28 protein-coding genes and 1 other RNA gene are annotated in these 26,543 nt (G+C 53.5%); 8 read left to right on the top strand and 21 right to left on the bottom strand.

Annotation, left to right across the window (positions count from 1 at the left end; genetic code table 11):
- Positions 1–25: 25 nt before the first annotated feature.
- Positions 26–895: a 16S rRNA (cytidine(1402)-2'-O)-methyltransferase gene (rsmI, locus tag AC0Z7K_RS16395; protein WP_112169248.1), complete on the top strand. Its 870-nt coding sequence runs from the start codon at positions 26–28 to the stop codon at positions 893–895.
- Between the two features lie 25 nt (positions 896–920).
- An RNA gene (gene rnpB, locus AC0Z7K_RS16390) (RNase P RNA component class A) lies at positions 921–1,299 on the top strand.
- Positions 1,300–1,487: 188 nt separating this feature from the next.
- On the opposite strand, the gene AC0Z7K_RS16385 is transcribed toward rnpB, so the two are convergent.
- Positions 1,488–2,192, bottom strand: coding sequence for a pirin family protein (locus AC0Z7K_RS16385; RefSeq protein ID WP_413530590.1), 705 nt, complete (start codon positions 2,190–2,192; stop codon positions 1,488–1,490).
- 110 nt (positions 2,193–2,302) lie between these two features.
- Between AC0Z7K_RS16385 and AC0Z7K_RS16380 the strand changes: the two genes are divergently transcribed.
- Entirely contained in the window at positions 2,303–3,208 is a 906-nt protein-coding gene (locus AC0Z7K_RS16380) for a LysR family transcriptional regulator (RefSeq protein WP_413530591.1), read from the top strand.
- Between the two features lie 66 nt (positions 3,209–3,274).
- Here AC0Z7K_RS16380 and AC0Z7K_RS16375 read toward each other — a convergent pair whose 3' ends face one another.
- From AC0Z7K_RS16375 to AC0Z7K_RS16325, 11 genes are all read right to left on the bottom strand, one after another.
- Positions 3,275–4,258 (bottom strand): glutathione S-transferase family protein, encoded by a 984-nt coding sequence (locus AC0Z7K_RS16375; RefSeq protein ID WP_485615211.1) that lies wholly within the window; start codon positions 4,256–4,258, stop codon positions 3,275–3,277.
- Between the two features lie 154 nt (positions 4,259–4,412).
- On the bottom strand, positions 4,413–4,805 hold the full coding sequence (locus AC0Z7K_RS16370) for a DoxX family protein (protein WP_413530593.1): 393 nt from the start codon (positions 4,803–4,805) through the stop codon (positions 4,413–4,415).
- Positions 4,806–5,063: 258 nt separating this feature from the next.
- Complete coding sequence (locus tag AC0Z7K_RS16365; RefSeq protein ID WP_485615210.1) at positions 5,064–5,348, bottom strand: YqjK-like family protein; 285 nt, start codon at positions 5,346–5,348, stop codon at positions 5,064–5,066.
- A complete protein-coding gene (locus tag AC0Z7K_RS16360) occupies positions 5,345–5,752 on the bottom strand; it encodes a phage holin family protein (protein ID WP_112169259.1) in 408 nt (135 codons plus the stop codon). Before AC0Z7K_RS16360 ends, AC0Z7K_RS16365 begins: the two co-directional genes overlap by 4 nt.
- 2 nt (positions 5,753–5,754) lie before the next feature.
- Positions 5,755–6,057: an ElaB/YgaM/YqjD family protein gene (locus AC0Z7K_RS16355; protein WP_101074995.1), complete on the bottom strand. Its 303-nt coding sequence runs from the start codon at positions 6,055–6,057 to the stop codon at positions 5,755–5,757.
- A 148-nt stretch (positions 6,058–6,205) separates the two neighbouring features.
- Positions 6,206–6,583, bottom strand: a complete 378-nt coding sequence (locus AC0Z7K_RS16350; RefSeq protein WP_485615209.1) for a DUF1090 domain-containing protein — start codon at positions 6,581–6,583, stop codon at positions 6,206–6,208.
- Positions 6,584–6,738: 155 nt separating this feature from the next.
- A complete protein-coding gene (gene mzrA / locus AC0Z7K_RS16345) occupies positions 6,739–7,122 on the bottom strand; it encodes an EnvZ/OmpR regulon moderator MzrA (RefSeq protein WP_485615208.1) in 384 nt (127 codons plus the stop codon).
- Positions 7,122–7,802, bottom strand: a complete 681-nt coding sequence (locus AC0Z7K_RS16340; protein WP_485615207.1) for a DedA family protein — start codon at positions 7,800–7,802, stop codon at positions 7,122–7,124. The genes mzrA and AC0Z7K_RS16340 overlap by 1 nt, the downstream gene beginning before the upstream one ends.
- A gap of 385 nt (positions 7,803–8,187) precedes the next feature.
- Positions 8,188–8,964, bottom strand: coding sequence for a transcriptional regulator ExuR (gene exuR / locus AC0Z7K_RS16335; RefSeq protein WP_112169267.1), 777 nt, complete (start codon positions 8,962–8,964; stop codon positions 8,188–8,190).
- 185 nt (positions 8,965–9,149) lie between these two features.
- The gene (locus tag AC0Z7K_RS16330; RefSeq protein WP_413530598.1) at positions 9,150–10,442 is read right to left on the bottom strand and encodes an MFS transporter; all 1,293 of its coding nucleotides are present in this window, start codon (positions 10,440–10,442) and stop codon (positions 9,150–9,152) included.
- Positions 10,435–10,812, bottom strand: coding sequence for a hypothetical protein (locus AC0Z7K_RS16325; protein WP_485615206.1), 378 nt, complete (start codon positions 10,810–10,812; stop codon positions 10,435–10,437). Before AC0Z7K_RS16325 ends, AC0Z7K_RS16330 begins: the two co-directional genes overlap by 8 nt.
- A gap of 489 nt (positions 10,813–11,301) precedes the next feature.
- Here AC0Z7K_RS16325 and uxaC point away from each other — a divergent pair, with 489 nt between their 5' ends.
- From uxaC to AC0Z7K_RS16305, 4 genes are all read left to right on the top strand, one after another.
- The gene (uxaC, locus tag AC0Z7K_RS16320) at positions 11,302–12,714 is read left to right on the top strand and encodes a glucuronate isomerase (RefSeq protein WP_485615205.1); all 1,413 of its coding nucleotides are present in this window, start codon (positions 11,302–11,304) and stop codon (positions 12,712–12,714) included.
- Between the two features lie 142 nt (positions 12,715–12,856).
- Complete coding sequence (locus tag AC0Z7K_RS16315) at positions 12,857–14,308, top strand: tagaturonate reductase (RefSeq protein ID WP_485615204.1); 1,452 nt, start codon at positions 12,857–12,859, stop codon at positions 14,306–14,308.
- Positions 14,309–14,318: 10 nt separating this feature from the next.
- Entirely contained in the window at positions 14,319–15,809 is a 1,491-nt protein-coding gene (locus AC0Z7K_RS16310) for a UxaA family hydrolase (protein ID WP_485615203.1), read from the top strand.
- 126 nt (positions 15,810–15,935) lie between these two features.
- The gene (locus tag AC0Z7K_RS16305; RefSeq protein WP_485615202.1) at positions 15,936–16,499 is read left to right on the top strand and encodes a YgjV family protein; all 564 of its coding nucleotides are present in this window, start codon (positions 15,936–15,938) and stop codon (positions 16,497–16,499) included.
- A gap of 23 nt (positions 16,500–16,522) precedes the next feature.
- Here AC0Z7K_RS16305 and AC0Z7K_RS16300 read toward each other — a convergent pair whose 3' ends face one another.
- The 7 genes from AC0Z7K_RS16300 to pyrB all read right to left on the bottom strand — a co-directional run bounded on the left by AC0Z7K_RS16300 (position 16,523) and on the right by pyrB (position 22,649).
- Entirely contained in the window at positions 16,523–17,254 is a 732-nt protein-coding gene (locus tag AC0Z7K_RS16300; RefSeq protein WP_485615201.1) for a proteasome-type protease, read from the bottom strand.
- Between the two features lie 31 nt (positions 17,255–17,285).
- The gene (locus AC0Z7K_RS16295; RefSeq protein ID WP_112169281.1) at positions 17,286–18,080 is read right to left on the bottom strand and encodes a transglutaminase family protein; all 795 of its coding nucleotides are present in this window, start codon (positions 18,078–18,080) and stop codon (positions 17,286–17,288) included.
- Complete coding sequence (locus AC0Z7K_RS16290; RefSeq protein ID WP_413530605.1) at positions 18,080–19,021, bottom strand: alpha-E domain-containing protein; 942 nt, start codon at positions 19,019–19,021, stop codon at positions 18,080–18,082. Before AC0Z7K_RS16290 ends, AC0Z7K_RS16295 begins: the two co-directional genes overlap by 1 nt.
- Positions 19,015–20,469, bottom strand: coding sequence for a circularly permuted type 2 ATP-grasp protein (locus AC0Z7K_RS16285; protein WP_413530638.1), 1,455 nt, complete (start codon positions 20,467–20,469; stop codon positions 19,015–19,017). The genes AC0Z7K_RS16290 and AC0Z7K_RS16285 overlap by 7 nt, the downstream gene beginning before the upstream one ends.
- A gap of 320 nt (positions 20,470–20,789) precedes the next feature.
- The gene (gene ridA / locus AC0Z7K_RS16280; protein WP_112169291.1) at positions 20,790–21,176 is read right to left on the bottom strand and encodes a 2-iminobutanoate/2-iminopropanoate deaminase; all 387 of its coding nucleotides are present in this window, start codon (positions 21,174–21,176) and stop codon (positions 20,790–20,792) included.
- Positions 21,177–21,229: 53 nt separating this feature from the next.
- Positions 21,230–21,694: an aspartate carbamoyltransferase regulatory subunit gene (gene pyrI / locus AC0Z7K_RS16275; protein ID WP_413530607.1), complete on the bottom strand. Its 465-nt coding sequence runs from the start codon at positions 21,692–21,694 to the stop codon at positions 21,230–21,232.
- A gap of 19 nt (positions 21,695–21,713) precedes the next feature.
- On the bottom strand, positions 21,714–22,649 hold the full coding sequence (gene pyrB / locus AC0Z7K_RS16270) for an aspartate carbamoyltransferase (RefSeq protein ID WP_485615200.1): 936 nt from the start codon (positions 22,647–22,649) through the stop codon (positions 21,714–21,716).
- Between the two features lie 416 nt (positions 22,650–23,065).
- Between pyrB and AC0Z7K_RS16265 the strand changes: the two genes are divergently transcribed.
- Positions 23,066–23,536: a NanQ anomerase/TabA/YiaL family protein gene (locus AC0Z7K_RS16265; RefSeq protein ID WP_485615199.1), complete on the top strand. Its 471-nt coding sequence runs from the start codon at positions 23,066–23,068 to the stop codon at positions 23,534–23,536.
- Positions 23,537–23,546: 10 nt separating this feature from the next.
- Here the strand turns inward: AC0Z7K_RS16265 and AC0Z7K_RS16260 are convergent, their stop codons facing one another.
- Both AC0Z7K_RS16260 and argF read right to left on the bottom strand, forming a co-directional pair.
- The gene (locus AC0Z7K_RS16260; protein WP_485615198.1) at positions 23,547–25,319 is read right to left on the bottom strand and encodes a sugar phosphorylase; all 1,773 of its coding nucleotides are present in this window, start codon (positions 25,317–25,319) and stop codon (positions 23,547–23,549) included.
- A gap of 173 nt (positions 25,320–25,492) precedes the next feature.
- Positions 25,493–26,500, bottom strand: coding sequence for an ornithine carbamoyltransferase (gene argF / locus AC0Z7K_RS16255; protein WP_413530611.1), 1,008 nt, complete (start codon positions 26,498–26,500; stop codon positions 25,493–25,495).
- Positions 26,501–26,543: the final 43 nt, after the last annotated feature.

Below are 26,543 nucleotides of genomic sequence, written 5' to 3'. Positions count from 1 at the left end.
TTAAATCGGCAATCCGGATGAAACAATGAATCAACACGATCAAGCAGATATTTCTGCATCAACGCTGTACATCGTACCCACGCCAATCGGCAATTTAGGGGATATTACCCAACGTGCATTGGCCGTGCTGAGCAGCGTGGATTTGATTGCGGCGGAGGATACCCGTCATACCGGATTATTGCTGCACCATTTTGGTATCAGCGCCAAAATGTATCCGCTTCATGACCACAACGAACAGCAAAAAGCTGAGCATTTATTATCAAAACTTCAGGAAGGTCAAAGCATTGCGCTAGTTTCCGATGCCGGAACGCCGCTGATTAATGACCCCGGCTACCATCTGGTGCGTCGCTGTCGTGAAGCCGGTGTGCGCGTGGTGCCCTTGCCGGGTGCCTGTGCGGCGATCGCGGCGTTATCCGCCGCCGGTTTGCCTTCCGATCGCTTCTGTTATGAAGGTTTTCTGCCTGCGAAAACAAAATCGCGAAAAGATACCCTTCAGGCACTGATCGAAGAGCCACGCACGCTGATTTTCTATGAATCCACCCATCGTCTGCTCGACAGCCTGCAGGATATGGTGGAAGTCTGGGGGCCGGATCGCTACGTGGTGCTTGCCCGTGAGCTGACCAAAACCTGGGAAAATATTCGCGGCGACGGCGTCGGCGCATTACTGGCCTGGGTGCTTGAAGATGAAACGCGCAAGCGCGGTGAAATGGTCCTGATCGTTGAAGGCCATAAAGCCGATACCGAGGCGTTACCGGCAGAAGCTTTGCGCACGCTGGCGCTGCTGCAAAAAGAACTTCCGTTGAAAAAAGCCGCCGCGCTGGCCGCCGAAATCCACGGTGTGAAAAAGAATGCGTTGTATAAATACGCGCTTGATGAGCAAGAGGGTGACAAATAGGGCGTAATACCCTATCATCCGCCGCGGAGTTGACCAGACAGTCGCCGCTTCGTTGCCGTCCCTTTCGGGGGAGACAGATGGAGGGGAGGAAAGTCCGGGCTCCATAGGGCAGGGTGCCAGGTAACGCCTGGGAAGCGCGAGCTTACGACAAGTGCAACAGAGAGCAAACCGCCGATGGCCCACGCAAGTGGGATCAGGTAAGGGTGAAAGGGTGCGGTAAGAGCGCACCGCGCGGCTGGCAACAGTTCGTGGCATGGTAAACTCCACCCGGAGCAAGGCCAAATAGGGGTTCACATGGTACGGCCCGTACTGAACCCGGGTAGGCTGCTTGAGCCAGTGAGCGATTGCTGGCCTAGACGAATGACTGTCCACGACAGAACCCGGCTTAACGGTCAACTCCCTCGTCTAAAGAAACCCCGCGCAGAGCAATTTGCGCGGGGTTTTATCTTTCCGGAAGCTTATACAGACGAATGACTGTCCACGACCCTTTTCATAAAATGAAAGCGGCTTAACGGTCAATTCCCTCGTCAAAAGAAAGCCCGCGCAGATAACTCTGTGCGGGCTTTCGCCTTTCTGTGATTCGCAAAATATTTTAGACCGGCAAATCGATCAGCAATGCCCGCAGCGGCGTGCTGGCGGAGACGGTCAGGCTATTTTCCTGATGAATGAACGCGCCATCGCCGCAGGTCAGTTTTTGGGATTCGCGGCTGGCTGAGCCCTGCGCATCCACCTGTCCATGAATTGACTGTAAATACGCACGAGGCCCGCGGATTGGAATCGAAATATGTTCACCCGCGGCTAAATCCAGATGATGGATCCACACGCTTTGCCGCAGTTGCAGGCTGCCCGCTTCGCCATCCGGAGAAGCCAGCAGAAAACTTTTCGTATTTGGCAGCGCCATTTTTTGCGTCACCGGATTTTCATGCTCCGGGCAGGCATCGAGCCACAGCTGCATGCGCGTCAGCGGTTGTTTATCGCTGGTGTTCAGCTCGCTGTAGCTGACGTTGGCCTGGGTCGATAACAACGCCGCTTCTCCCGCTTTTACGCGCACGCTGTGCCCTTCACTGTCGCGGTACTCGGCTTCCCCCTGTAATACCAGATTCAATACATCCACACGTGGATAAGTTCGTGGCTGAAAACTGGCACCTGGCGCCAGCACTTCCTGATTCAGCACGCGCAATGAGGCGTAGCCCATCAATTTAGGATCGAAGTAGTGGCCAAAGGAAAACGTGTAGCGGGCTTGCAGCCAGCCAAAGTCAGCGGTGCCGCACTCTTTTGCCGTTCTGCTGGTAATCATGGCGGTCGCCTCAGTTAAAAATTTCAATGGATAAATGGTAAGCGTCTGGACGTGTGATTGTTAGCCAGTTAATCTGGTCGCTATATTCAAATTTCCTGAAAGAGAAAAGAATGGCTAAGGATCGCGCACTCACACTGGAAGCTTTAAGGGTCATGGACGCCATAGACCGGCGGGGCAGTTTTGCCGCCGCTGCCGATGAGCTGGGCCGCGTCCCGTCAGCCCTGAGCTACACCATGCAAAAGCTGGAAGAGGAGCTGGACGTAGTGCTGTTTGACCGTTCAGGTCATCGGACAAAATTCACCAATGTGGGCCGTATGCTGCTCGAACGTGGCCGCGTACTGCTGGAAGCGGCGGATAAACTGACCGTCGATGCCGAAGCGCTGGCGCGTGGCTGGGAAACGCAGATCACCATCGTCTGTGAAGCGCTGTCACCGGCGACTAAACTCTTTCCGCTGGTTGAAAAACTGGCGCTGAAAGCCAATACGCAGGTGTCGCTAATCACCGAAGTCCTGGCCGGTGCCTGGGAACGTCTTGAGCAGGGCCGCGCTGACATCGTCATCGCCCCCGATATGCACTTCCGCTCATCGACGGAAATCAACAGCCGTAAGCTGTATAAGCTGGTCAGCGTGTACGTGGCCGCACCGGATCATCCCATCCATCTGGAAGCGGAACCGCTTTCAGACGTCAGTCGCGTAAAATATCGCGGGATTGCCGTGGCCGATACCGCCCGCGAGCGCCCGGTGCTGACCGTGCAGCTGCTGGACAAACAACAACGTCTGACGGTAAGTACGCTGGAAGAAAAACGTCAGGCCCTGCTGGCAGGCTTAGGTGTGGCGACGATGCCGTATCCGATGGTGGAAAAAGACATCGCCGAAGGGCGTTTGCGGGTGGTGAGTGCGGAATACAATCACGAAACCGACATCATTATGGCGTGGCGTCGCGACAGCATGGGCGAGGCCAAAGCCTGGTTCCTGCGTGAAATCGTTAAACTGCTGGGCACGCGCGAAGCGAAGTGATTTTGTCTTCGCTCATCACTCCCATACTTTTCCAGCCTTCCCCCTTGTGAAAGGGGAAGGAGCAGGTCAGAAGCGGGTATCGCGACCGTGATCCGATTCTAAATCCTGCGCCGGGCCGGTGGAGATAATGCCGTAAGGATTGATCGTCGCGTGGCTGCGGTAATAGTGGTTGCGGATATGCGCGAAGTCGGTGGTATCACGGATGCCCGGCATCTGATAGATATCGCGCAGAAAGCCGTAAAGATTTGGGTAATCGCTGATGCGGTGACGGTCGCATTTGAAATGCGTAACGTAAACCGGATCAAATCGCACCAGCGTAGTCCACAGGCGAAGATCGGCCTCGGTCAGCTGATTGCCGGTCAGAAAACGGTGTTTACCCAGTAAATCCTCCGCGCGTTCCAGCGCAGTAAACACGCCATTCACCGCTTCATCGTAAGCATCCTGAGACGTTGCGAAACCGGCTTTATACACGCCGTTGTTGATCTGCGGATATACCCATTCATTAATCTCATCGATCGCCGGACGTAAAGACTGCGGATAATAATCGCCCGCTCGCGCACCCACGGCGTCAAACGCGCTGTTGAACATACGGATGATATCGGCGGATTCATTGCTGACGATGGTCTGCTGCTTTTTGTCCCACAGGATCGGCACCGTGACGCGTCCGGTGTAATCCTTCTGCGCGCGCAGATAGATTTCATAGGCAAAGTTCAGGTGATACAGATCGTCGCCCGTGGCGGCCGGGAAATCGGTCCCGAAGGTCCAGCCATTTTCCAGCATCAGCGGATGTACTACGGAAACCGGAATAATATCCTCAAGGCCTTTTAGCGTACGCATCAGCAAAGTCCGGTGCGCCCACGGGCAGGCGAGAGAAACATACAGATGATAGCGGTCGCGTTCTGCCGCAAAGCCGCCCACGCCATGTTCACCGGGAGTGCCGTCTGCAGTTACCCAGTTACGGAATTGCGATACGGAACGTTTGAAGTGTCCGCCGGTAGACTTGGTGTCGTACCAGGTGTCTTGCCAGATACCATCTACTAATTGTCCCATGGTCTTCTACCTTGCTTTCAGATGTTTTTTCAGAAATAAAAAAGGGCGAGGTGATAAATCACATCGCCCTGCAGGTCTTACATATTATCTAATTATTCAAGTATAGCCGGGTATTGCCGGCGCGATGTCCGGCGTTATCCCTGGTGTCGGACGATTACCAGTTTTTCTTGATCAAACGGTCGATGCTGAATGCACCAGGACCTGAAGCAAACAGGACGAAGAAACCACCGGCAATGGACAGGTTTTTCATGAACATCATCTGGTTAACGCCCTGAGCGAAATCAGTATGGAAGATAAGCGCGGTCAGGATGGTGAAGACGGCGGTAATCAGCGCGGTAGTACGGGTCAGGAAACCGAAAAGAATTGCCAGGCCGCCGCCGAATTCCAGCAGGATGGTCAGTGGCAGGAAGAAGCTTGGCACGCCCATGGAAGTCATGTAACCGGCGGTTGCGGTGTAACCATTGATTTTGCCCCAGCCTGCGACGATAAACAGAATTGGCATCAGAATACGGGCAACCAGCAGGGCAGTGTCTTGTAACTTAGTCATCTAATTTCTCTCCGAACGTCATGTGCTCAAATTGAGCTTTAAATGTTACCGGCCCGGTCGGAAAATGTTTCCTGCCGTTACCGCATCAGTTGATGACGAGATAATAGGGGGAATGACGATGCTTTGTTAGCAAGTAAATCTGTCTGAAAGCTTCAAAAAAATTGAACGGGCTTAGGATTGTTATTCAAAAAGAAAAGGGCCAGATGAATGTTCATCCGGCCCTCAGAAGTGAAAGCATTGACGTGAAGAGCAGAGCGCTTATTTCTGAGCGAAGGTCTTACGGAACAAACGTACCGTTCCCCAGATCCCGAAAGCACGTCGTGACCAGCGGACAATCACGCTGGGATGGCGAATACCGTAGACGGCGACCAGACTGGAGCCAACCACCAGATATTTACGCATATCCACGAGTTTCACCCAGCCGCGGTCGATTTTTGCAGTGGCATCCAGCCAGTCAGCACCGGCATGAGATAACTCATTCCGCTGGCGCTGTATCTTGCGCAAAATTCTGACTTTCTCGATAGCGCGGTCCGGGGTGCTCATTGCTCGTCATCCTTCTCAAGCAGGGCGCGATCGACGTCAAGTTGCTTGCGCGTGAGGCTGAGCAGTGTGGATCGCTTAGCTTTCGCCAGCGTCATTGCACCAAGAATCACCGCCAGCAGCAGCAGTACGCCGGTCGTAGTGCCCATGGCCATCAGGCGATAAGCCGGATCGATTGCCCAGAAGAGGACAACCAGCAGGCTCATCAGGCCGAAGGCAGTAAAGATCAGGGTAATACCGGCCATGAGCAGCAATTGGAAAATATTGGCCTTTTCCTCTTCCAGCTCAATTACGGCCAGTCTGACGCGCGTTTCGACAATGCCGACCACCACGGTGGCGACACGTTGAATGATGTCGAAAAGCCCTTTACCCGGTCCTTGTGGTGCAGGTTTTAACGGTTCAGCCATAATTATCGGCGAGCTAACAGAACGCCGATGACTACGCCGACCGCGGCACCAATACCGACGCCCGTCCAGGGTTTTTCATGTACATAATCGTCGGCTTTGCCGGCAATTTCTTTTGTCTGATAGGCAATTTTGTCACCCGTATCGCTCAGACGTGCGCGCGTGTCTTTGAGCAGGGATTCTGCTTTACCGCGCAGTTTATCGAGTTCAGCTTTCGGCTTATCGGTAGAAGTCTGGAGCACCTCTTCCAGGGTATCTGCCAATGACTTTAATTCAGCCCGCAGTTGTTCTGATGTATTACTCGCCATGTGTAAGTCACTCCATACGTTAACTGATTCGAACTTTTAACATAGCGGATATTCAGGTGATCGCAAATGCGAATTGTCTGTTTCAAAAAGCAAGATCACCCAAAAATCCTCCGTGGCAGGGTGCAAAATCACCTCTGACGGAACGAAATTAGTGGCCCTGAGCCTCTTTCAATTCCGCTTGTGCTTCCTGTAACTTCTGCTGTTTTTTAACGATTTTATCGTGATCGCCTTTTGCCTGAGCTTCTTTCAGCTCCTGCTCGCGCTCGCTGACTTTTTCACGTTTCTCTTTAACACCTTTTTCATTCTCAGCTTTCAAGCCAGCGTCGGTACAATGCGCCTTATTTTCACGCAGCGCTTTCTCAAGACCATTAACGCGGTTCTGATTTTTGTGCGCGCGGGCTTCGTCGATTTGTTTCTGAATTTCGTGTTGTTTGGTCACGCAGCTTTCAGGCTGTGGTGCAGCAAAGCTGGTTGTGGTGAAGAGTAACGCAGGGGTGAGCAGCAGTGCAGATAAGGTCAGTTTCATCGTATAGCTTCCTTTTGATGTTTAAGTGAGTGTGGCACTTAATTCCTTGAACAGAGAACGTCAAACAATAGATTTTGTGTATAACTAGCTTATAAATAATATCACCGCCAAATGGGCGGTGATATCAGACAATTTAACCAAAACAGCCGAAGTGCTTACCCAAACTTCAACCGGTCCCGGTTGAGCTTATCCAGCCACACCCTCGCATGGGGCGGCTCACAGTTCTGAATAAGGAATCCTGGCGGCAGAATATCCTGCAAAACGCTTTGCGCCATCTGGCGCTGTTCAGAGGAATCGAGCTGAATAACCAGTCCGTCATCGAGTGGCGTAATGCTTTTGATATGGATCCCACGCTGGCTGAGCCCCTGATATACAAAAAAGCCGTCAGGTAGCGAAATACCTGCTTTAGCCGGGCGGATTTGCAGCGCATTGCCGCTGGCGGGTATCCGTGAAACAGCCAGCCCTATCATGGCGGCGGCGGCCAGCAGCATGATCATCACCGGCAAAAGAAAAGAACGTTTAAGAAACCTGCGGCTCATTATGCGCTTTTGCCTTTATTCTGGCGGTCGGCGTGCTTTTTACGCCACAGCACCACAATCGAACCGACCAGCCCGCCGATCAGCAACAGCACCGGTAATAACATCAGACAGTTCATCACCTGATCTTCATATTTGAGGAACAGCGGCGTTTTACCGAGGAAATAGCCCAGCGAGGTAAGGATCATGATCCACAGGAATCCGCTGACCCAGTTGAAGAACTGAAAGCGGCTGCTGCTAAGCCCTGATAAACCGGCGATGGTCGGCAACAGGGTGCGGACGAAGGCCAGAAAACGGCCCACCAGCAGGGCCGAAAGACCGTGTTTATGGAACAGCGCGTGGGCGCGTTCGTGATAATGAACAGGCAAGTGCCCGAGCCAGCTTTGGACTATTCGCGTATTTCCCAGCCATTTCCCCTGCACATAACTGAGCCAGCAACCCAGGCTGGCAGCGCTGGTCAGCAGGAAAATGGTGAGCGGGAAATTCATCGCGTCTTTGGCGATCAGCACACCGACCAAAATTAACAGGCTGTCGCCGGGCAAAAACGCCGCAGGTAGCAGGCCGTTTTCAAGAAAAATGATCATGAATAAAATCAGGTACAGCGCCCAGACCAGCGATGGGTCAGCCAGGGTTTTATAATCTTGTTGCCAGAGTGCATCGATGAGAGAACTGATAATTTCCATCTGTTTCTTAAAACTCCATCATGTTCAGTGAGTCAGCGAAATACATCAGCGGAGAAACTGTCTCGACGCTACCTGTAAGGCTGATATTGGTCGCCTCTTCCCTGGCGTGCGGTCTGGTTGCGAGTCTTGTGCGTTCCTACGCGTCGTTTTGCCGTGTTTCACCTGGCGCAAACGGGTAAGAAAAGTCGTCTAACTGTAACAAAATAACAATAGCTCAGACAGGTAAATATAGCGCGTCGGGGCCGATCATTTAAGCCTGAAGCACGTTATGGAAAAGGGTTTTACATTGACTGACACTACTCGACAGTGACTGACAGGGAAGAGAAGTTTCTTGCAGAGGCAGGAAAATGGCAGGTTGGGTGAATGAACCTGCCGTAATGCGGGTTTATTTATTATTCACCAGAGGCTGATCGAGATGAACCACCGGATTTTCTGAATACAGATAACGGTCTACATTGAACTCGAAATCATCACTGGTGGCGCGGAAAAGCATTTGTTTGGTGTTTTCCAGATGCTGCCACATTGCCAGTTTTGCCGCGTGCGGATCGCGGCGGATCAACGCTTTAAGGATCAGGTCATGATCTTCACACCAGCTTTCGATCGACTTTTCGTCGATATGTTCATGCAGCTTGCGCCAGTACGGGTTGTGCAGACGCTGGCTCCACATCTTTTCGACGATGGTGGCCAGCGCGCTGTTTTGCGTCGCCTGCGCCACCTGCACGTGAAATTTAAGATCCCATTCTGAATCACGGAACCGGTCTTCCTGCCGCGCATGCTCCTGAATTTCCATCAGGCGCATGATGTCCTGCTTGGTGACCTGCGTGGCGGCAAACTCCGCAATGTTACTTTCAATCAACTGGCGCGCCTGCAATAACTCAAACGGACCTGCGGTGCCAAATTCACTGCCGCAATCCGGCACGACCAGATGGCGCTGCTGGTTGGACATCACATGAATGCCCGATCCTTTACGGACTTCCACATAACCTTCCACTTCCAGCATGATTATCGCTTCGCGTACCACGGTGCGGCTGACGTTCATTTCATCGGAAATCAGACGTTCGGCGGGAAGTTTCTCGCCAACCGGATAGACTCCGGTCTCAACGCGCTCCTTGAGCGTGGCAGCCAGTTGTTGATAAAGGCGTCTGGTGTCTGTGGATTCCATGTGAGTGCTCTTTAAAGTAGTGAACCTGCAACGAATGAGTCTGACAGATCCCGGGACCTGTTATACAAGTACCAGTATACGGTTTAAGAAGAGGGGATGCACCGTGCATTGGTCAGAAAGGCAGGGGGGATATCTCAGAAAAAGCAAAGCCCGGCAAAGGATCTTACCGGGCTGCAATCAGCGGATCAGGCTTTCGCGGTTTTTAGCGGAGCCGGTACCGGTTCAACGGCGGAACGGTTCTGCAATACTGTCCAGATGATGATTGCACCCAGCAAGTCGAAGACGGCGAGCGCCGCAAACAGCGGGCTGAAACCGATGGTATCGGCCAGCGCACCAACGACCAGTGCAAACAGGGTACTTGCTGTCCAGGCGGCCATCCCGGTCAGTCCGTTGGCTGTCGCCACTTCGTTACGACCAAACACATCAGAAGAGAGCGTAATCAGCGCGCCAGACAGTGACTGGTGAGCAAAGCCACCCACACACAATAAAGCGATAGCAGCGTAAGGGCTGGTGAACAGGCCGATCATGCCAGGGCCTATCATCAGGACTGCACCCATGGTCACGACCATTTTGCGGGAAACGATCAAGTTCACTTTAAAATGTTTCTGGAAGAACGGCGGCAGATAACCACCCAGGATACAACCGAGGTCAGCAAACAGCATCGGCATCCAGGCGAACATCGCGATTTCTTTCAGGTTGAAGCCATACACCTTGAACATAAACAATGGGATCCAGGCATTGAATGTGCCCCAGGCCGGTTCAGCCAGAAAACGTGGCAGCGCGATACCCCAGAACTGACGGTTACGCAGGATCTCCCAGGCAGACATTTTCTTGCCGTTGGTGGTTTGGTGCTGTGCTTCCTGACCTTCCAGAATGTAATCGCGTTCTTCGTTACTGAGTTTTTTCTGGTCTTTCGGGTGTTTGTAGAGAACTAACCAGCTGATTGCCCAAAGCATGCTGAGCCCACCGGTGATGACGAACGCGAGCTGCCAGCTGTGCATGATGATGCACCAGACAACCAGCGGTGGCGCAATCATCCCGCCGATAGAAGAACCAACGTTAAAGTAACCGACGGCAATAGAACGTTCTTTTGCCGGGAACCATTCGCTGCTGGCTTTCAGGCCGGCAGGGATCATCGCGGCTTCTGCCATACCGACAGCACCACGCGCGATAGCGAGTCCACCCCAGCTGCTGGCCAGCGCGGTCGCCATACAGAAGATGGCCCACATGATGGCAAACATGGCGTAACCGACTTTGGTGCCCATCACGTCGAGAACATAACCGGCTACCGGCTGCATCAGGGTATAGCAGGCAGAATAGGCGGCGATAATATAAGAATATTGTTGTGTACTGATGTTGAGCTGACTCATCAGTGTCGGTGCTGCAGCGGCTATGGCGTTACGTGTTAAATAACCCAGTACAGTCCCGACTGTGACCAGCCCGATCATGTACCAGCGTAACCCTTTGATCTTACCCATTTAACTCACTCCCAGTAAATAATCCGGCAATGACGGCTGAGCCTGTCATCGCACATTTCGCGCCATCTGACTCAGCATGGGCTTCTGGCTTTTCCTTAAAGTGTTTTCCGGGAACATCGCCGCCAGAGGATTTCGCTGGGGGAGCTGCCCGATGACTCACGCACTGCTTTATTCTTATCTGTGCGTAAGGATCCGATGAACTTCCTGCACACCAGAACAACTGCTTCACCTTCCGGCTGACTGCACCTGAGAAGTGTTGTCCGGCAACAGCGAAAGGACGTGGCAGGTAATCTCTGACGCTCTTGTCCGGACGCAGCAAAGATAACTTGTCATACAGATTTAAAATTTGAATGACATCACAAAACCACATTTAAACTGTGTGCTTACTTAACTTTTTTAACTTCACGGTTATTTACTTGATTTTACAGAGTTAATAGTTTTTTTGTCGACATGCGTCACACTTTTCACTGGTTACGTAACAACCAGTACCGGAAAAATCAAACGAAAGTGGTGTAACAACTTTACGATTTGTTCACAATCGAGGAAAAGAGAGTTAAAACGGCTTTATGCAAGCCGTCAGCGGGCGGCGGGGATTGCTGACAGAGAAATAACTTGTCATACCGATTTAAAGTTTGAGTGACATCACAAAATCACACTCGGAATGTGAGGATAATAGCGGTCAGTGCTTAAAGACTCTAAAGTTTTTGTTTTACAGAGAATTAGTGTGTGTTTTACAACGGAAATCGCCCACTTTCGCGGAAGAGTACCCCTAAAAAGAGCTGGACGATAAACTGAATTGGTGTGATAACTTCTCACCATTGAGAGACAACTCTACAGAATTCATGATGAGGATCCTAAGATGGCGCAGTTTTTAACGGAAGATTTCCTTCTCGACACAGAATTCGCACGTCGCCTGTATCACGACTACGCGAAAGATGAGCCCATTTTCGACTACCACTGCCATTTGCCGCCTGAGCTGATTGCGCAGGATTATAAATTTAAAAACATGTACGACGTATGGCTGAAAGGCGATCACTACAAATGGCGCGCGATGCGTACCAATGGTGTGCCTGAGCGTATGTGTACCGGTGATGCTACTGACCGCGAGAAGTTTGACGCCTGGGCAGCAACGGTTCCGCACACCATCGGTAACCCGCTGTACCACTGGACTCACCTCGAGCTGCGTCGTCCGTTCGGCATCACCGGTAAATTGCTTTCTCCGTCTACCGCAGGCGAAATCTGGGAGCGCGGTAATGCTTTACTGGCGCAGGATAACTTTTCTGCCCGTGGCATCATGAAACAGATGAACGTGAAAATGGTCGGCACCACCGATGATCCGATCGATTCTCTGGAACATCACAAAGCCGTGGCGCAGGACAGTAGTTTTGACGTTAAAGTTCTGCCGAGCTGGCGTCCGGACAAAGCCTTCAACATCCAGGCCGCGACGTTCGTGGACTATATGAAGAAACTGGAAGCGGCCTCTGATGTGTCAATTACCCGTTTCAGCGATCTGCGTGATGCCCTGAAAAAACGTATGGATCATTTCGCAGCGCACGGCTGCAAAGTCTCCGACCACGCACTGGATGTTGTGGTGTTTGGCGAAGCGGATGATGCGACGCTGGACGGCATTCTGGCCCGTCGTCTGAACGGTGAAACGCCAACGACTGAAGAAATTGCCCAGTTCAAAACCGGCGTTCTGCTGTATCTGGCTTCTGAATATCAGCGTCGTGAATGGGTGCAGCAGTACCATATTGGCGCGCTGCGTGACAATAACACCCGTATGTTCCAGCTGATTGGTGCGGACGTTGGTTTCGATTCTATCAACGACCAACCGCTGGCAGAGCCGCTGTCTAAGCTGCTGGGTGCGCAGGGTATGGCTGGTGGCCTGCCAAAAACTATTTTGTACTGCCTGAATCCGCGCGATAACGAAGTGATCGGCACCATGGTCGGTAATTTCCAGGGTGAAGGGATGCCGGGCAAGATGCAGTTTGGTTCCGGCTGGTGGTTCAACGATCAGAAAGACGGTATGCAACGCCAGATGACTCAGCTCGCCAACCTCGGCTTACTCAGTCGTTTCGTGGGCATGCTGACCGACAGCCGCAGCTTCCTGTCTTATACGCGTCATGAATACTTCCGCCGCATTCTGTGCCAGATGATCGGCCGCTGGGTGGAAGATGGCGAAGCGCCGGCGGATATCGAACTGCTGGGCAGCATGGTGAAAAACATCTGCTTTGACAACGCCAAACAGTATTTCCAAATCGAGCTGAATTAAAAACGCACGACGGAGCGCAGATTCCTGCGCTCCGATAATAAGCAGAGTAATAACAACTAATTATCCCCTTTAGCACGGCGGCCACAGGACACATTCTTTGTCCTCAAAGACCGGCGTCTGAGCAAATTAAGGTAAATGTGAGATGCAAAGGTTAAATCGCCGTGACTTTCCAGGCCGTCATCATCCCGACAAAATTATTCAGTTCGGTGAAGGTAACTTTTTGCGGGCGTTCGTTGACTGGCAAATCGACCTGTTAAATGAACATACCGATCTGAACGCCGGTATCGTGATCGTTCGCCCGATTGACACCGATTTTCCGCCTTCGCTCAGCACGCAGGATGGCCTGTACACCACCATCATCAGCGGCCTGAACGAGCAGGGCGAAACAGTGCGTGATACGCGCATCATTCGTTCCGTAAACCGCGAAATCAATATCTACCATCAGTTTGACGAATATCTGGCGCTGGCGCGCGATCCTAATATCCGCTTTGTGTTTTCCAACACCACCGAAGCAGGGATCAGCTACGTCGAGAGCGATCGTCTTGAAGACGCGCCACCGGCCAGCTTCCCGGCCAAACTGACCCGTTTGCTGTTCGAGCGTTTCACTCACTTCTCCGGCGCCGCCGATAAAGGCTGGGTTTTACTGCCGTGTGAACTGATCGACTACAATGGCGAAGCCTTACAAGAACTGGTGCTGCGTTACGCACAACAGTGGGCGTTACCTGCTTCCTTCACCCACTGGCTGGAAACCAGCAACACCTTCTGCTCAACGCTGGTTGACCGCATCGTGACCGGTTATCCGCGCAGCGAAGTGGACAGCCTGCAGCAGGAACTGGGCTATCAGGACAGCTTCTTCGACAGCGCCGAACACTTCTACCTGTTCGTGATCCAGGGGCCGAAAAGTCTGGCCCAGGAGCTGCGTCTGGACAAACTTTCGCTGAACATCCGTCTGGTTGATGACATTAAACCGTACAAAGAACGCAAAGTGGCGATCCTCAACGGTGCGCACACCGCGCTGGTACCGGTGGCATTTCTTTGTGGTCTGAACACCGTCGGCGAATCGATGAATGATGCGCAGTTAAGCCGCTTTGTAGAGCTGGCTATCGCTGAAGAAATCTCGCCGGTGCTGGATCTGCCGCAGGATGAACTGACCTCCTTCGCGCAGGCAGTGCTAAGCCGTTTCCGCAACCCGTTCATTCAGCATCAGCTGTTGTCGATTGCCCTGAACGGCATGACTAAATACCGTACCCGCATTCTGCCTCAGCTGCTGGCGAGTCAGGAAAAGCATCAGATCCTGCCACCACGCCTGACCTTCGCGCTGGCCGCCTTGCTGGCGTTTTACCGTGGCGAACGCCATGGTGAAATCTATCCGTTGCAGGATGATGCCCACTGGCTGAGCCGTTTCTCAGAATTGTGGAGCGGCGTGCGTACCGGCGAATTACCGCTGGCCGGGCTGGTGGAGAGCGTGCTGGCCGATGAAGAACACTGGGGACGGGATCTCAACACCGTACCTGGCCTGACCGCCAAAGTGACCGAACAGTTACAGGCGATCGAAGACCGTGGCATGCGCGATGCGCTGGCGGCTTACAGCTAAGAGGGCGACTATGCAAAGTATCATTCAAATTCATCCTGCTGATAACGTTGCCGTGGCACTGCGCGACATTGAAGCCGGTGAGCGCGTCGAAGCGGGCGATTATCATGTCGTATTGCCAGAAGCGGTTGCCCGTGGTCACAAATTTGCCCTGCGCCCGATTGCGGCCGGGGAAGATATTGTCAAATACGGTCTGCCGATTGGCCATGCACTGACTGCGATCGAACCAGGTGTGCATATTCATTCACAAAACGGTAAAACCAATTTAAGCGATCTGGATCAGTACCAGTATCAGCCGGAATTTGTGACCGTGCCTGAGCAGATGGCCGATCGCGAAGTCCAGATCTACCGTCGTAAAGACGGTCAGGTGGGGATCCGCAACGAGCTATGGTTAATCCCGACCGTCGGCTGTGTGAACGGTATCGCCCGTCAGATCCAGACGCGCTTTCTCAAAGAGACCAATGACGCAGAAGGTACCGACGGGGTTTATCTGTTCACGCATCCGTTTGGCTGTTCGCAGCTGGGCGACGATCACGTCAACACCCGCACCATGCTGCAAAATATGGTGCGCCACCCGAACGCCGGGGCGGTGCTGGTGATCGGCCTGGGTTGTGAAAACAATCAGGTGGACGTATTCCGCGAGACGCTGGGTGAAGTCGACGAAGATCGCGTGCGTTTCATGACGCTGCAAAAATTCGATGACGAAGTGGAAGCCGGTCTGGAGCGTCTGCGCGAGCTGTATGCCGTCATGCGTGATGACAAGCGCGAGAGCGGCAAACTCAGCGAGCTGAAGTTTGGTCTGGAATGCGGTGGCTCCGACGGGCTGTCCGGCATCACCGCCAACCCGCTGCTGGGGCGCTTCTCCGACTATGTGATTGCCAACGGCGGCACCTCCGTGCTGACCGAAGTGCCGGAAATGTTTGGCGCAGAACGTATTCTGATGAGCCGTTGCCGCGACGAATCGACGTTTGAAAAAACCGTTCATATGGTGAACGACTTCAAGCAGTACTTCATCGAGCACAATCAGCCGATTTACGAAAACCCGTCTCCGGGCAATAAAGCCGGGGGGATCACTACGCTTGAAGAGAAGTCGCTAGGCTGTACGCAGAAAGCCGGTCAGAGCCCGGTCATGGACGTACTGAAATACGGCGAGCGTCTGACCACGCCGGGGCTAAACCTGCTGAGCGCGCCGGGTAACGACGCCGTCGCGACCAGCGCCTTAGCCGGTGCCGGCTGCCATATGGTGCTGTTCAGCACCGGTCGCGGTACGCCTTATGGCGGTTTTGTTCCGACGGTGAAACTGGCGACCAACAGCGAGCTGGCGGCGAAAAAACCGCACTGGATCGATTTCGACGCAGGCCAGCTGATCCACGATGTCAGTATGGATCAACTGCTGGGCGAATTTGTGGATCTGATCGTGGCGATCGCTGATGGCCGCAAAGCTAAAAACGAACTGAATGATTTCCGTGAATTAGCGATTTTTAAAAGCGGTGTCACATTGTAACCCTGCGGCTTTATCGTTAGGATGAAACGGCGTTTCAATTATGAAACGCCGTTTTTACGTTAGAGCTTTGCGTAGCAGCGATACGTAAAAAAATCGACGAAGTCTTCTACGCAGAGAGCCTGATAAATGACGTATTACTGGTTTGCCCAGTCGATTGGTGTGGTGGCTTTTGTTGTCGGCATCACCATGTTTTTCAACCGCAGCGATCGACGTTTCAAACAGCAACTTTCCGCCTACAGCGCCATTATCGGCGTGCATTTTCTGCTGATGGGCGCCGCACCCGCAGGCATGAGCGCCTTGCTCAACTCCATCCGTACTCTGATTTCTCTGCGCACCCGCAACCAGTGGATTATGGTGATTTTCATCGTCCTGACGCTGGTGCTGGGCCTGAGCCGCGCGCATCACTGGATGGAATTATTACCGGTAGGCGCCACCGTGGTCAGTACCTGGGCGCTGTTCCGCACCAGCGGGCTGACCACGCGCTGCATCATGTGGTGTTCAACCTGCTGCTGGGTGGCTCATAACATCTGGCTTGGCTCGATTGGTGGCTCGCTTATCGAAGGCAGTTTCCTCGTCATGAACGGTTTTAACATCATCCGCTTCCGCCGCCTGCAACTGCGGGGCATCGATCCTTTCGAGGTGGAAAAGAAGATTGTGAAGAAGATGGATGAGAACAACGCGGCGGAGTGAGATTTCACTCCGTCTCAGGAAAATTACTCTTCCAGCTTAAGCGGCGGCAGCTGCGCGAAGATACTCAGCAAGCCTTCTCCCCAGCCTTTGCGGATCATGTCGAAATATGGGTGTGTTTCGGTTATCCGGTATTGTTGCGCGGTGCTGTAGCTGTCAGTCGGATAAGTCAGAACGTCCAGCGGCAGGCCGACGGACAGATTGCTGCGCAGCGTCGAATCCATCGAAATCAGCGCGCACTGCATCGCCTGATCCAGCGGGGTATCGAAGCTCAGCACGCGATCGATAATCGGCTTGCCGTACTTGCTTTCACCCACCTGAAAATAGGGCGTGTCGTGCGTGGCTTCGATGAAGTTGCCCTGCGGATAAATGTGGAACAGCCGCAGGCCTTCGCCCTTGATCTGGCCGCCGAGCAGCAGGTTGCAGCTGAAATCCGTGGTGCTGCCCTGATTGGCGCCGCTGTCGCGGGCAATCACTTCACGCACCGTTTCCCCGAGCAGGCTGGCGGCGTCATACATCGACTCCACGTTGAGCAGGTTTTCCCGATGATCATCCAGACAGCGGCGATGGAGCAGGCTGATAATGCTCTGTGTGGTTGCCAGATTTCCGGCACTTTGGAGCACCAGCACGCGTTCATCGCTTTGATGAAAAACGTGCAGTTTTCGGAAAGTGGAAATATGGTCCACCCCGGCGTTAGTACGCGAATCTGATACAAACACCAGGCCAGAGGACAAGCGCATGGCCACACAGTAAGTCATAGAAAAATCTTCCTATTTTAAGCAGTCAGGATTATTGCGGAATGTCGAACATCTCAACCGCCGCGACAGTGCGCATGTCTTCGCATCCCCCACCTAACCGGATACCGCGGACCGGGCACGCATCAAGATAATCTATGCCGATAGCCAGTTTCAAATGCTGATTGGGCTGGCAGGTATTATTCGTGACATCGAAGCTTTGCCAGCGGTCATCCAGCCAGGCTTCTGCCCACGCGTGCATTGCCACATGGGCGGAGTCCTGGGTATAGAGATAACCGCTGACGTAACGCGCCGGAATGCCCAGACTGCGGCAGCAGGCGAGGAAAACGTGGGTATGATCCTGACACACGCCCTGTTGCGCGGAAAACGCCTGTGAGGCGCTGTCTTTCACGGTGGTAGTGCCGGGGCTGTAGGGCATTTTCAGCAACAGTTCACCCATCAGACTACACAAACTTTCGTGTTGTGCCTGCGGCCGGTAATAACGGTTTGCGAAATCGCGGATCGCCCCATCGGCCAGCGTCAGTGGGCTGGTGCGCAAAAACACCAGCGGCGAAAGATGCCCGCAATTATCGTCTTCGGTATTGTCTTCAATCTCCACTACGCCGTTGGCTTCAATGGTGATCGCCTGATGCGGCTGATCCAGCGTCAGCACATGCAGTACATTGCCGTAAGCATCGAATGTGCGGGTGGCGTATTCCGGCAGCGTTAAATCCCACGACAGGATTTTTTGATGGCTGGAGTTCTGCGGCGTGAGGCGCAGATACTGTGTGCTGTGCTTGACCTGTTGTGCATAGGTGTAATGCGTCTGATGACTGACATTCAGTTTCATTATTGTGCCTCCAGATAGGTCTGATGGATGCTTTCTGCGATAGCGCCGGTCTGGTCGAGGAACTGCATCAACCAAGGGCTAAGACCCATTTCGACAATTTCTTCCATTTCGGTGAAGCGTAGCTGTGCATGCAGGGTGTGAACGCGGCGACGTGGCAGATTGCCCGCCGTACCGCCGATTTCTTCCAGCTGCTCGGCCATGATTTCCACGCATGACAGCAGGGATCGCGGCAACTCACGGCGCAGGATCAGCAGCTCGGCGATGTGCTTCTGGCTGAGCTGCTGTTTGTAGAGCGTGTGGAAGGCTTCACGGGCGCTGACGGCGCGCAGCAAGGTATCCATCCGGTAATATTCGCGCACCGGATCTTCATCGGCATTGAGCAACTGATTTTTGGCATCCAGCAGGCGTGCAGTGCTGTCTGCACGTTCAAGCATGGTGCCGAGCCGGATGAAATTTTGGGCATCGCTGCGCAGCAAAGTGCCGAACATCGCGCCACGGAACAGATGTGAGCGCTCCTTAACCCAGTCGAAGAAGGAATCCGCACCGGCGGAACCGACACCCTGACGGCGGATGAGTTTCATCTCAATCCATGTGGCGTTGATGCTTTCCCAGACTTCGGAAGACAGGCTGCCGCGCACCGCATGAGCGTTGTTCCACGCCATTTGCAGACAGCTGTAAATACTGCCGTGATTGATGTTATCCAGCGCGAAAAAGTTGAGCAGATTGCTCATGGTCAGCTGCGGATAATGTTCATTGAACAGCGTGCGGGTACCGGTCATGGTCAGCGGCACCAGCAGATCGTTATTTTCATCGCGCGCCGTGACGTCACGGATCGACATCATCGACAGCTTGTTGGTGACGTCCAACAGACGGGCGATATTCTCGGCGCGTTCCAGATAACGCGCCATCCAGTACAGCTCACTGGCGGTTCTGCTTAGCATGCGTCATCCTCCGTCGAATCTTCTTCTTCCAGCACCCAGGTATCTTTGGTGCCGCCGCCCTGCGATGAGTTGACCACCAGGGATCCTTCGGCGAGCGCCACGCGGGTTAAACCGCCGGGAACCAGACGGATTTCCGCACCGGTGAGCGCGAAGGGCCGCAAATCGATATGGCGTGGTGCCAGACCGTTTTCGACAAACGTCGGGCAGGTTGAGAGCGCGAGCGTTTCCTGCGCGATGTAATTCTCGGGGCGGGTTTTCAGCAAATCGCGAAAACGCGCCAGTTCCTCCAGGCTGGCGGTCGGGCCAATTAACATGCCGTAACCGCCCGCGCCGTGAACTTCTTTCACCACCATTTTGTCCAGATTCGCCAGTACGAAAGACAGGTCGGATTCTTTGCGGCATTGCCACGTCGGCACATTGTTGAGGATCGGATCTTCACCCAGGTAATAACGGATCATCTCAGGCACATACGGGTAGATGGATTTGTCGTCGGCAACGCCGGTGCCGATGGCATTTGCCAGCACCACGCCACCGGCACGATAGACCGACAGCAGGCCGGGCACGCCAAGCATGGAGTCAGCGCGGAATGCCAGCGGATCTAAAAACGCATCGTCGATGCGCCGGTAGATAACGTCGATCTTGCACGGGCCTGCCGTGGTACGCATCAGCACCGCTCCGTCTTTAACGAACAAATCGGCGCTTTCTACCAGTTCAACGCCCATTTGCTGCGCCAGGAAACTGTGCTCGAAATAGGCGCTGTTAAAGCGCCCCGGCGTCAGTACGACGACGGTCGGATCGTTAACCGGCGTGCTTTCACGCAAAGTTTGCAGCAGATGAGAAGGGTAGCGTGAGACCGGCGCGATACGCTGCTCGGCAAACAGTTCCGGGTACAGCCGCATCATCATTTTGCGGTTTTCCATCATGTAGGAAACGCCGGACGGTGTGCGCAGGTTGTCTTCCAGCACGTAATATTCGCCATCGCCGCCACGCACCATGTCGGTTCCGGCGATGTGGGCATAGGTATCGCGATGAAGATCAATGCCCTGCATGCAGGGTTGATACTGATCGTTGGCCAGCACCTGTTCGGCAGGTACCAGTCCGGCTTTGAGTATTTTCTGGTCGTGATAAATATCATGCAAAAACGCGTTCAGCGCCTGTACCCGCTGGCGGATCCCGCGATCGAGCATTTTCCATTCCCCGGCGGGAATAATGCGCGGCACGCTGTCAAACGGGATCAGCCGCTCTGCGCCATCATCTTCGCCGTAAACATTAAAGGTAATCCCCACCCGGTGGAAAAGCAGCGCTGCTTCCTCTTTTTTGCGCTGGACGGCCTGTTGATCGGCCTGCTGCAACCATTGCCAGTAAGCCTGATAATGGCTGCGGTGTTTCCCTTCAGCCATTAACATTTCATCAAAAAAGGGTGAATCGGAAAGGTCAATCTTAATCATCATCACCTCACAAACTGGACCGGCTGCAATGGAATCGTTCAATAACAATGAAGATCACGCATAAAGTGTGCCATCGTGCAAAACCCGCGGGAAATCAGGAGTCAGGACGTGCATCTGCTCTCAAAAGGTGCAGAAAAAACCACGGCTGAGTGAAAAGAGGGCAAAAAAGGTCGGGATATAATGAGTATGGTCGCTGATGAGGCAATCGCCACTGCCGGGCGAAAACAACAGAAAGGCTAATGGGTGAGGGGATGCGTAAAAAGCAGGCGAAAAAAAACCAGCCCGAAGGCTGGCTCATCAAAACCTGATGCTTTGGCGAATTAACGGCGAACAGCGATGGCTTCGATTTCGATTTTCACGTCTTTTGGCAGACGGGCAACTTCAACGCATGAACGCGCAGGGAAAGGCGCTTTATGCTCGGTGAAGAATGCTTCGTAAGTGGCGTTAACGGTGGCGAAATCATTCAGATCTTTCACGAAAACGGTAGTTTTCACGATGTCTGAGACTTTCAGGCCAGCAGCTTCGACGATAGCTTGTACGTTTTCCAGTGACTGACGCGCCTGAGCGGCGATGTCTTCGGCTACGGCACCGGTTTTAGGATCCACAGGGATCTGACCGGAAGTGATGATCATGCTGCCAAGATCTACGCCCTGAACATAAGGACCGATGGCGGCTGGAGCGTTTTCAGTGCTGATTTCGCGGGACATAATGTCTCCTGATTATTGAGTAGTGGGAACGAGATTCGCGCCAGTATAATCGGTCAGTCGTTGTTGAGCACGACCTGATGCTCAAACTCTTTCTCGCAATACTTACATTTCAGATGCACGCCGTCAGCACGCTGTTTCACCGCAAAGCTCGAATCCACCGGCTCAAAACGACTGATGCAATTGCCGTTCGGGCAACGCAGCACACCGATGATCCGGTCCGGCAGCGTCGGCATTAGCTTCTTCACCACTTCGTAATCATCGATGCGGTTTACCGTCGCGCGCGGCGCATAGACCGCCAGCTGATTGACCTGCTCATCGGTCAGGAAGGTGTTCTCGATTTTGATGATGTCTTTGCGGCCAAGCTCGCCGGACGGCAGATTCAGGCCGACCGTGACGCGTTGTTCCGTCTGGGTAAATTTGAACAGCGACAGCAATTTAAACCCGATCTGCGCCGGAATATGGTCGATGACCGTACCGCATTTAATCGCTTCAACCTGAAGTTTATTGTCGTGAGTCATAGTCGTTTTCTCCTCAAGTTTACTGTGCAGTGTCTGCGTTCAGAACCAGCGCCAGCAATGCCTGACGCGCAAAAATCCCGTTACCGGCCTGCTGGAAGTACCAGGCATAGGGCGTTTTATCGACGTCAGGGGTGATTTCATCAATGCGCGGCAGTGGGTGCAGGACTTTAAGATGCGGCTGTGCGTCCGCCAGATCCGCGGCGCGCAGCACAAACTGGGCTTTGACGTTGGCGTATTCGGATGGATCCAGACGCTCTTTCTGCACCCGGGTCATGTACAGAATATCGATTTCGGGCACCACGTCGTCGATGCTGCTATGCAGACTGTATTCAATTCCTTTCTCTTCCAGCAGCGCCAGAATATAGCCCGGCATCGCCAGCGCGTCGGGCGCGATAAAGTAGAAACGGTTGCCGTTAAATTTCGCCAGTGCCTGCGCCAGAGAGTGGACGGTACGACCATATTTCAAATCACCGACCATCGCGATTTTGATGTTATCCAGACGCCCCTGCGTTTCCTGAATGGTGAAAAGATCCAGCAGCGTCTGCGTCGGGTGCTGGTTCGCGCCGTCACCGGCGTTCAGGATCGGAATGCCGCCGGAAAATTCTGTCGCCAGGCGCGCTGCACCTTCTTGTGGATGGCGCATCACGATGGCATCGACGTAGGTGCTGATGACCGAAATGGTATCGGCCAGCGTCTCGCCTTTTTTGCCGAGCGAGGTGTTGCTGCCGTCGGCGAAACCCACCACCGATGCGCCGAGACGATGGATGGAGGTCTCGAACGACAGCCGCGTGCGGGTTGAGGCTTCGAAGAAGCAGCTGGCGATCACTTTGTGTTTCAGGAGCTCAGGCTGCGGCGTGGCTTTCAGGCTGGCGGCGGTGTCGAGCACCAGTTCGAGCTCCTCGCGGCTGAGATCGTTGATTGAAATGATGTCTTTTTGATACAGCGGGTTCGCCATCGTCATTCTCCTGTTTCTTTGTTCTTAAAAGATGCGCTTCCCGACAGGTGCGCACTCAAATTTCAGACAAAAAAAAGCCCCTACAATGAGGGGCCTTTCTTTTTGATCAACTGAACGCTGACCGGCAATACAACGGAAGAACAACGGCAGCGGGCTGCCTGATGGCACGGCGTTTGGTCGATCGTCTGAGCGCAAAACGTGGCAATTTTTCATGGGTTCTCCCGGCAAATTGTGGCGCATTATACGCGCGTAACTGACGACATCAAGCGGAAAAATCACGCAAAGGCAAACGGTTGGCTGCGTGTCTGCTCACAAGTGAAAACTGTTAACTGGATCAAGTGGCGGACGGTCGCGGTGCTTTATCATAAGTTGACATTGAAACATCATTTCATTTTTTCTTTAACAAAGGGAAACTCATGATCACTGGTAATATTCATCAACTGCACCTAGTGCCGTATCTGCCCGCCGCACTGCGCGAAGCCATCGAGTTCGTTAAACAGCGCATCACCGCCGACACTCCGCTGGGTAAACACGACATCTGCGGTGACGACGTCTTTGTGCTGATTTCCAATGATTCCACTGCGCCTCAGGCAGAACGCCGCGCCGAGTTCCATGCGCGATATCTGGATATCCAGATTGTTCTCAATGGCACCGAAGGGATGACGTTCAGCAACTTACCGGCGGGTGATGTCGATACTGACTGGCTGGCTGATAAAGACATCGCGTTTCTCGCCGCCGGCGAACAGGAAAAAACCATGATCATGCAGGCCGGTGACTTCGTGGTGTTCTATCCGGGCGAAGTCCACAAACCGCTGTGCGCCGTCGGCGAACCGGCCAACGTGCGCAAAGCCGTGGTCAAAATGGACGTCAGCGTGTTACCCGTTTAAGTTTTTAAAGTTAGCGCTTACTTCGCTTAAACAGCTTCATACGCCAGCGACGCAGCCTGCCAAGGCGTTCTGGCGCTTTCAGTTTGTGCTTGATCCACACCACTTGCCATGGCTGGAGTCGTGTCTGGCCGGTAAACGCGTTTCCACTGATAAGATCCTTGCCTTCCACTGCCAGTTTCAGCACCTGTGAATGGCTGCTGATATTAAACACGCAGGTGATGCGATCCTCGGTTTTGGGATCATAACGCTCCATCGCAAACAGCGATTTTCCCAGATCAAACACCCGCTGACCGGCCTGCGGTGAAAATGCAGGATGGGCGCGCCGGTGCTTAATCAGGTCCTGCAATCCGTTGAACACGCGGGCGCGCAGTCCCTCTTTTTTCTCCAGCTCGGCTTCCAGTTTATCCAGATCCAGCTTTTTACGGTTGATGCGCCGGTTGATGCCCGACTGGTGCATTCCCTCGAGATCGTTTTCGCTGCCCAGCAGGCTGTGAATATAAATCGCCGGCACGCCGATGAACGACAGCAGCAGCGCCTGCGCTGCCAGAAACTTGCGCGCTTTCATCGCGACGTCATCTTCCGGCTCGGTCAGTGCGCTCAGGTAATTGATATTCAGCTCGTATGGCGAATGAGTGCCGTCACCGTTGTCTTTGTAAGAGACGCGGCCTTCTTTGCGCAGCGTTTCCTGCGCCATGTATTTGCGTTCTTCATCGCTCAGGAAAGTTTCCGTCGGGCGCAACCCGATGCCGTCGTGGCTGGCGAGGAAGTTAAAATAGGTGGTATCCGGGTAACGGGCTTCGGCATTCAGGCTCTGCGCCCACTTCGTCAGCGTGGTGGTGTCTTCGCGCAAAAAGGCGTGCAACGTCAGTGGCGGCAACGGGAACTGATACACCATGTGCGCTTCATCGCCTTCACCGAAATAGCTGATATTTTCGTGATGCGGCACATTGGTTTCGGTAATCAGCCGCGTGCCGGGGATCACTTCATCCAGAATGGCGCGCCACACTTTGATGATGTTGTGCGCCTGCGGCATGTGAATGCACGACGTGCCCACTTCCTTCCAGATATAACCAATCGCATCAAGGCGGATCGATTGCCCGCCGCTGGCCGCGTATTGCAGCAGCACGTCGATGCTTTCCAGCAGTACCTGTGGATTTTTAAAATTGATATCCACCTGGTCTTCGCTGAACGTTGTCCACAGATACAGCTCGGTGCCGTCGGTTTTGATAAACGGCGTCAGCAGCGGCGAGGCGCGGGGGCGAACGACGCGGCTGTAATCGAGCTCGGGGTTGGAGGCAATAAAGTAATTTTGGTAGTACGGATCGTCGTGCAGATAACCTTTCATCCAGTCGCTCGAGCGCGAGATGTGGTTGATCACGCAGTCAAACATCAGATTAAAATTTTCAGAAAGATGGTGAATATCGGACCAACCGCCGAGATTTTCGTCGATCCGCCGATAGTCGATCACGCTAAAGCCGTCATCCGAACTGTACGGATACATAGGCAAGATATGAATGTCACTGATGATTTCACGCAGATAAGTATTGGCAAAATGATTGAGCGTCGCCAGTGGCGGTTGTTCACCGTGGCGTAGATTGTCGCCGTAGGTGATCAGATAAATATTGGTGCCATCAACCCAGTGCGTGGTGCGATGTCTGCCGTAATTCCATTTGTCGGCGAGATGCAGGATTTTTTTCAGCAGATCGGCGATGTGTTCCCTGGGGTAAATCCTGCTTAACAGGCTTTCCAGCCGCAGGACATACTCAAGATTAACTGAGCTCATATCGGTTCCTTCTTACTGCGTTTGTGTTTTTCTGATGGAGTTATAAAACCAACGCGCTGTAAAAAGGTTAGTTGAAAATGAAGGGGTGTGATGGCCAAAAGGGGAGATAGCAGAGGATTCTGGTGGAAAAATGCGGCATCATCCGGGAAAAGCGCGAATGATGCCGGAATAAATTATTCCGTGCCGAGGGTCGCGACCATCACGGCTTTGATGGTGTGAAGACGGTTCTCAGCCTGATCAAACACCACGCTGTGCGCCGATTCAAACACCTCATCCGTCACTTCCATACCGCCGTGCAGGCCATACTCTTGTGCCATCTGTTTGCCGAGCGACGTTTGATCATCATGGAAAGCCGGCAGGCAGTGCAGGAACTTGACGTTCGGGTTGCCGGTCAGCGCCAGCATCGCGCTGTTGACCTGATAAGGGCGCAGCAGGGTGATGCGTTCCTTCCAGGCTTCTTTCGGCTCGCCCATCGACACCCAGACGTCGGTATAAAGGAAATCCGCATCTTTCACACCGGCTGCGATATCCTCGGTCAGGGTGATCTTGCCACCGTTTTCGGTGGCGAGATGTTGGCAGGTCGCGACCAGTTCAGCATCCGGCCAGCAAACCGACGGTGCGACAAGGCGTAAATCCAGCCCGCACAGCGCCGCAGCTTCCAGCAGCGAGTTACCCATATTGTTACGGGTGTCGCCCAGATACGCGAGACGCATCCCTTTCAGCGGCTGATTGGGCAGATGTTCCTGCATCGTCAGCAGGTCGGCCAGCAGCTGCGTCGGGTGGAATTCGTTGGTTAAGCCATTCCAGACCGGCACGCCCGCGTATTCCGCCAACGTTTCGACCTTATCCTGACCAAAACCGCGATACTGAATACCGTCATACATTCTGCCAAGCACGCGGGCGGTATCTTTCATCGATTCTTTGTGACCGATCTGGCTGCCGCTTGGGCCGAGATAAGTGACTTTCGCCCCCTGATCGTATGCGGCAACTTCGAAAGAGCATCGGGTGCGGGTTGAGTCTTTTTCGAAGATGAGCGCGATGTTTTTGCCTTGCAGGCGGGCTTTTTCGGTGCCGTTTTTCTTTGCTGCTTTTAGTTCAGCGGAGAGTTTCAGCAGGGACGAAATCTCTGACGGGGTAAAATCCAGTAACCTGAGAAAATGACGTTTACTCAACAAACTCATGATGTCGCTCCATAGCGCGTAAGCATTTCGGATTGAATTAAAA

The organism is Rahnella sp. 1L-D-7-B-C2, from assembly GCF_057290995.1.
The sequence above is the reverse complement of the archived record's forward strand: the minus strand, read 5'-3'. Positions and strand labels throughout refer to the sequence as shown.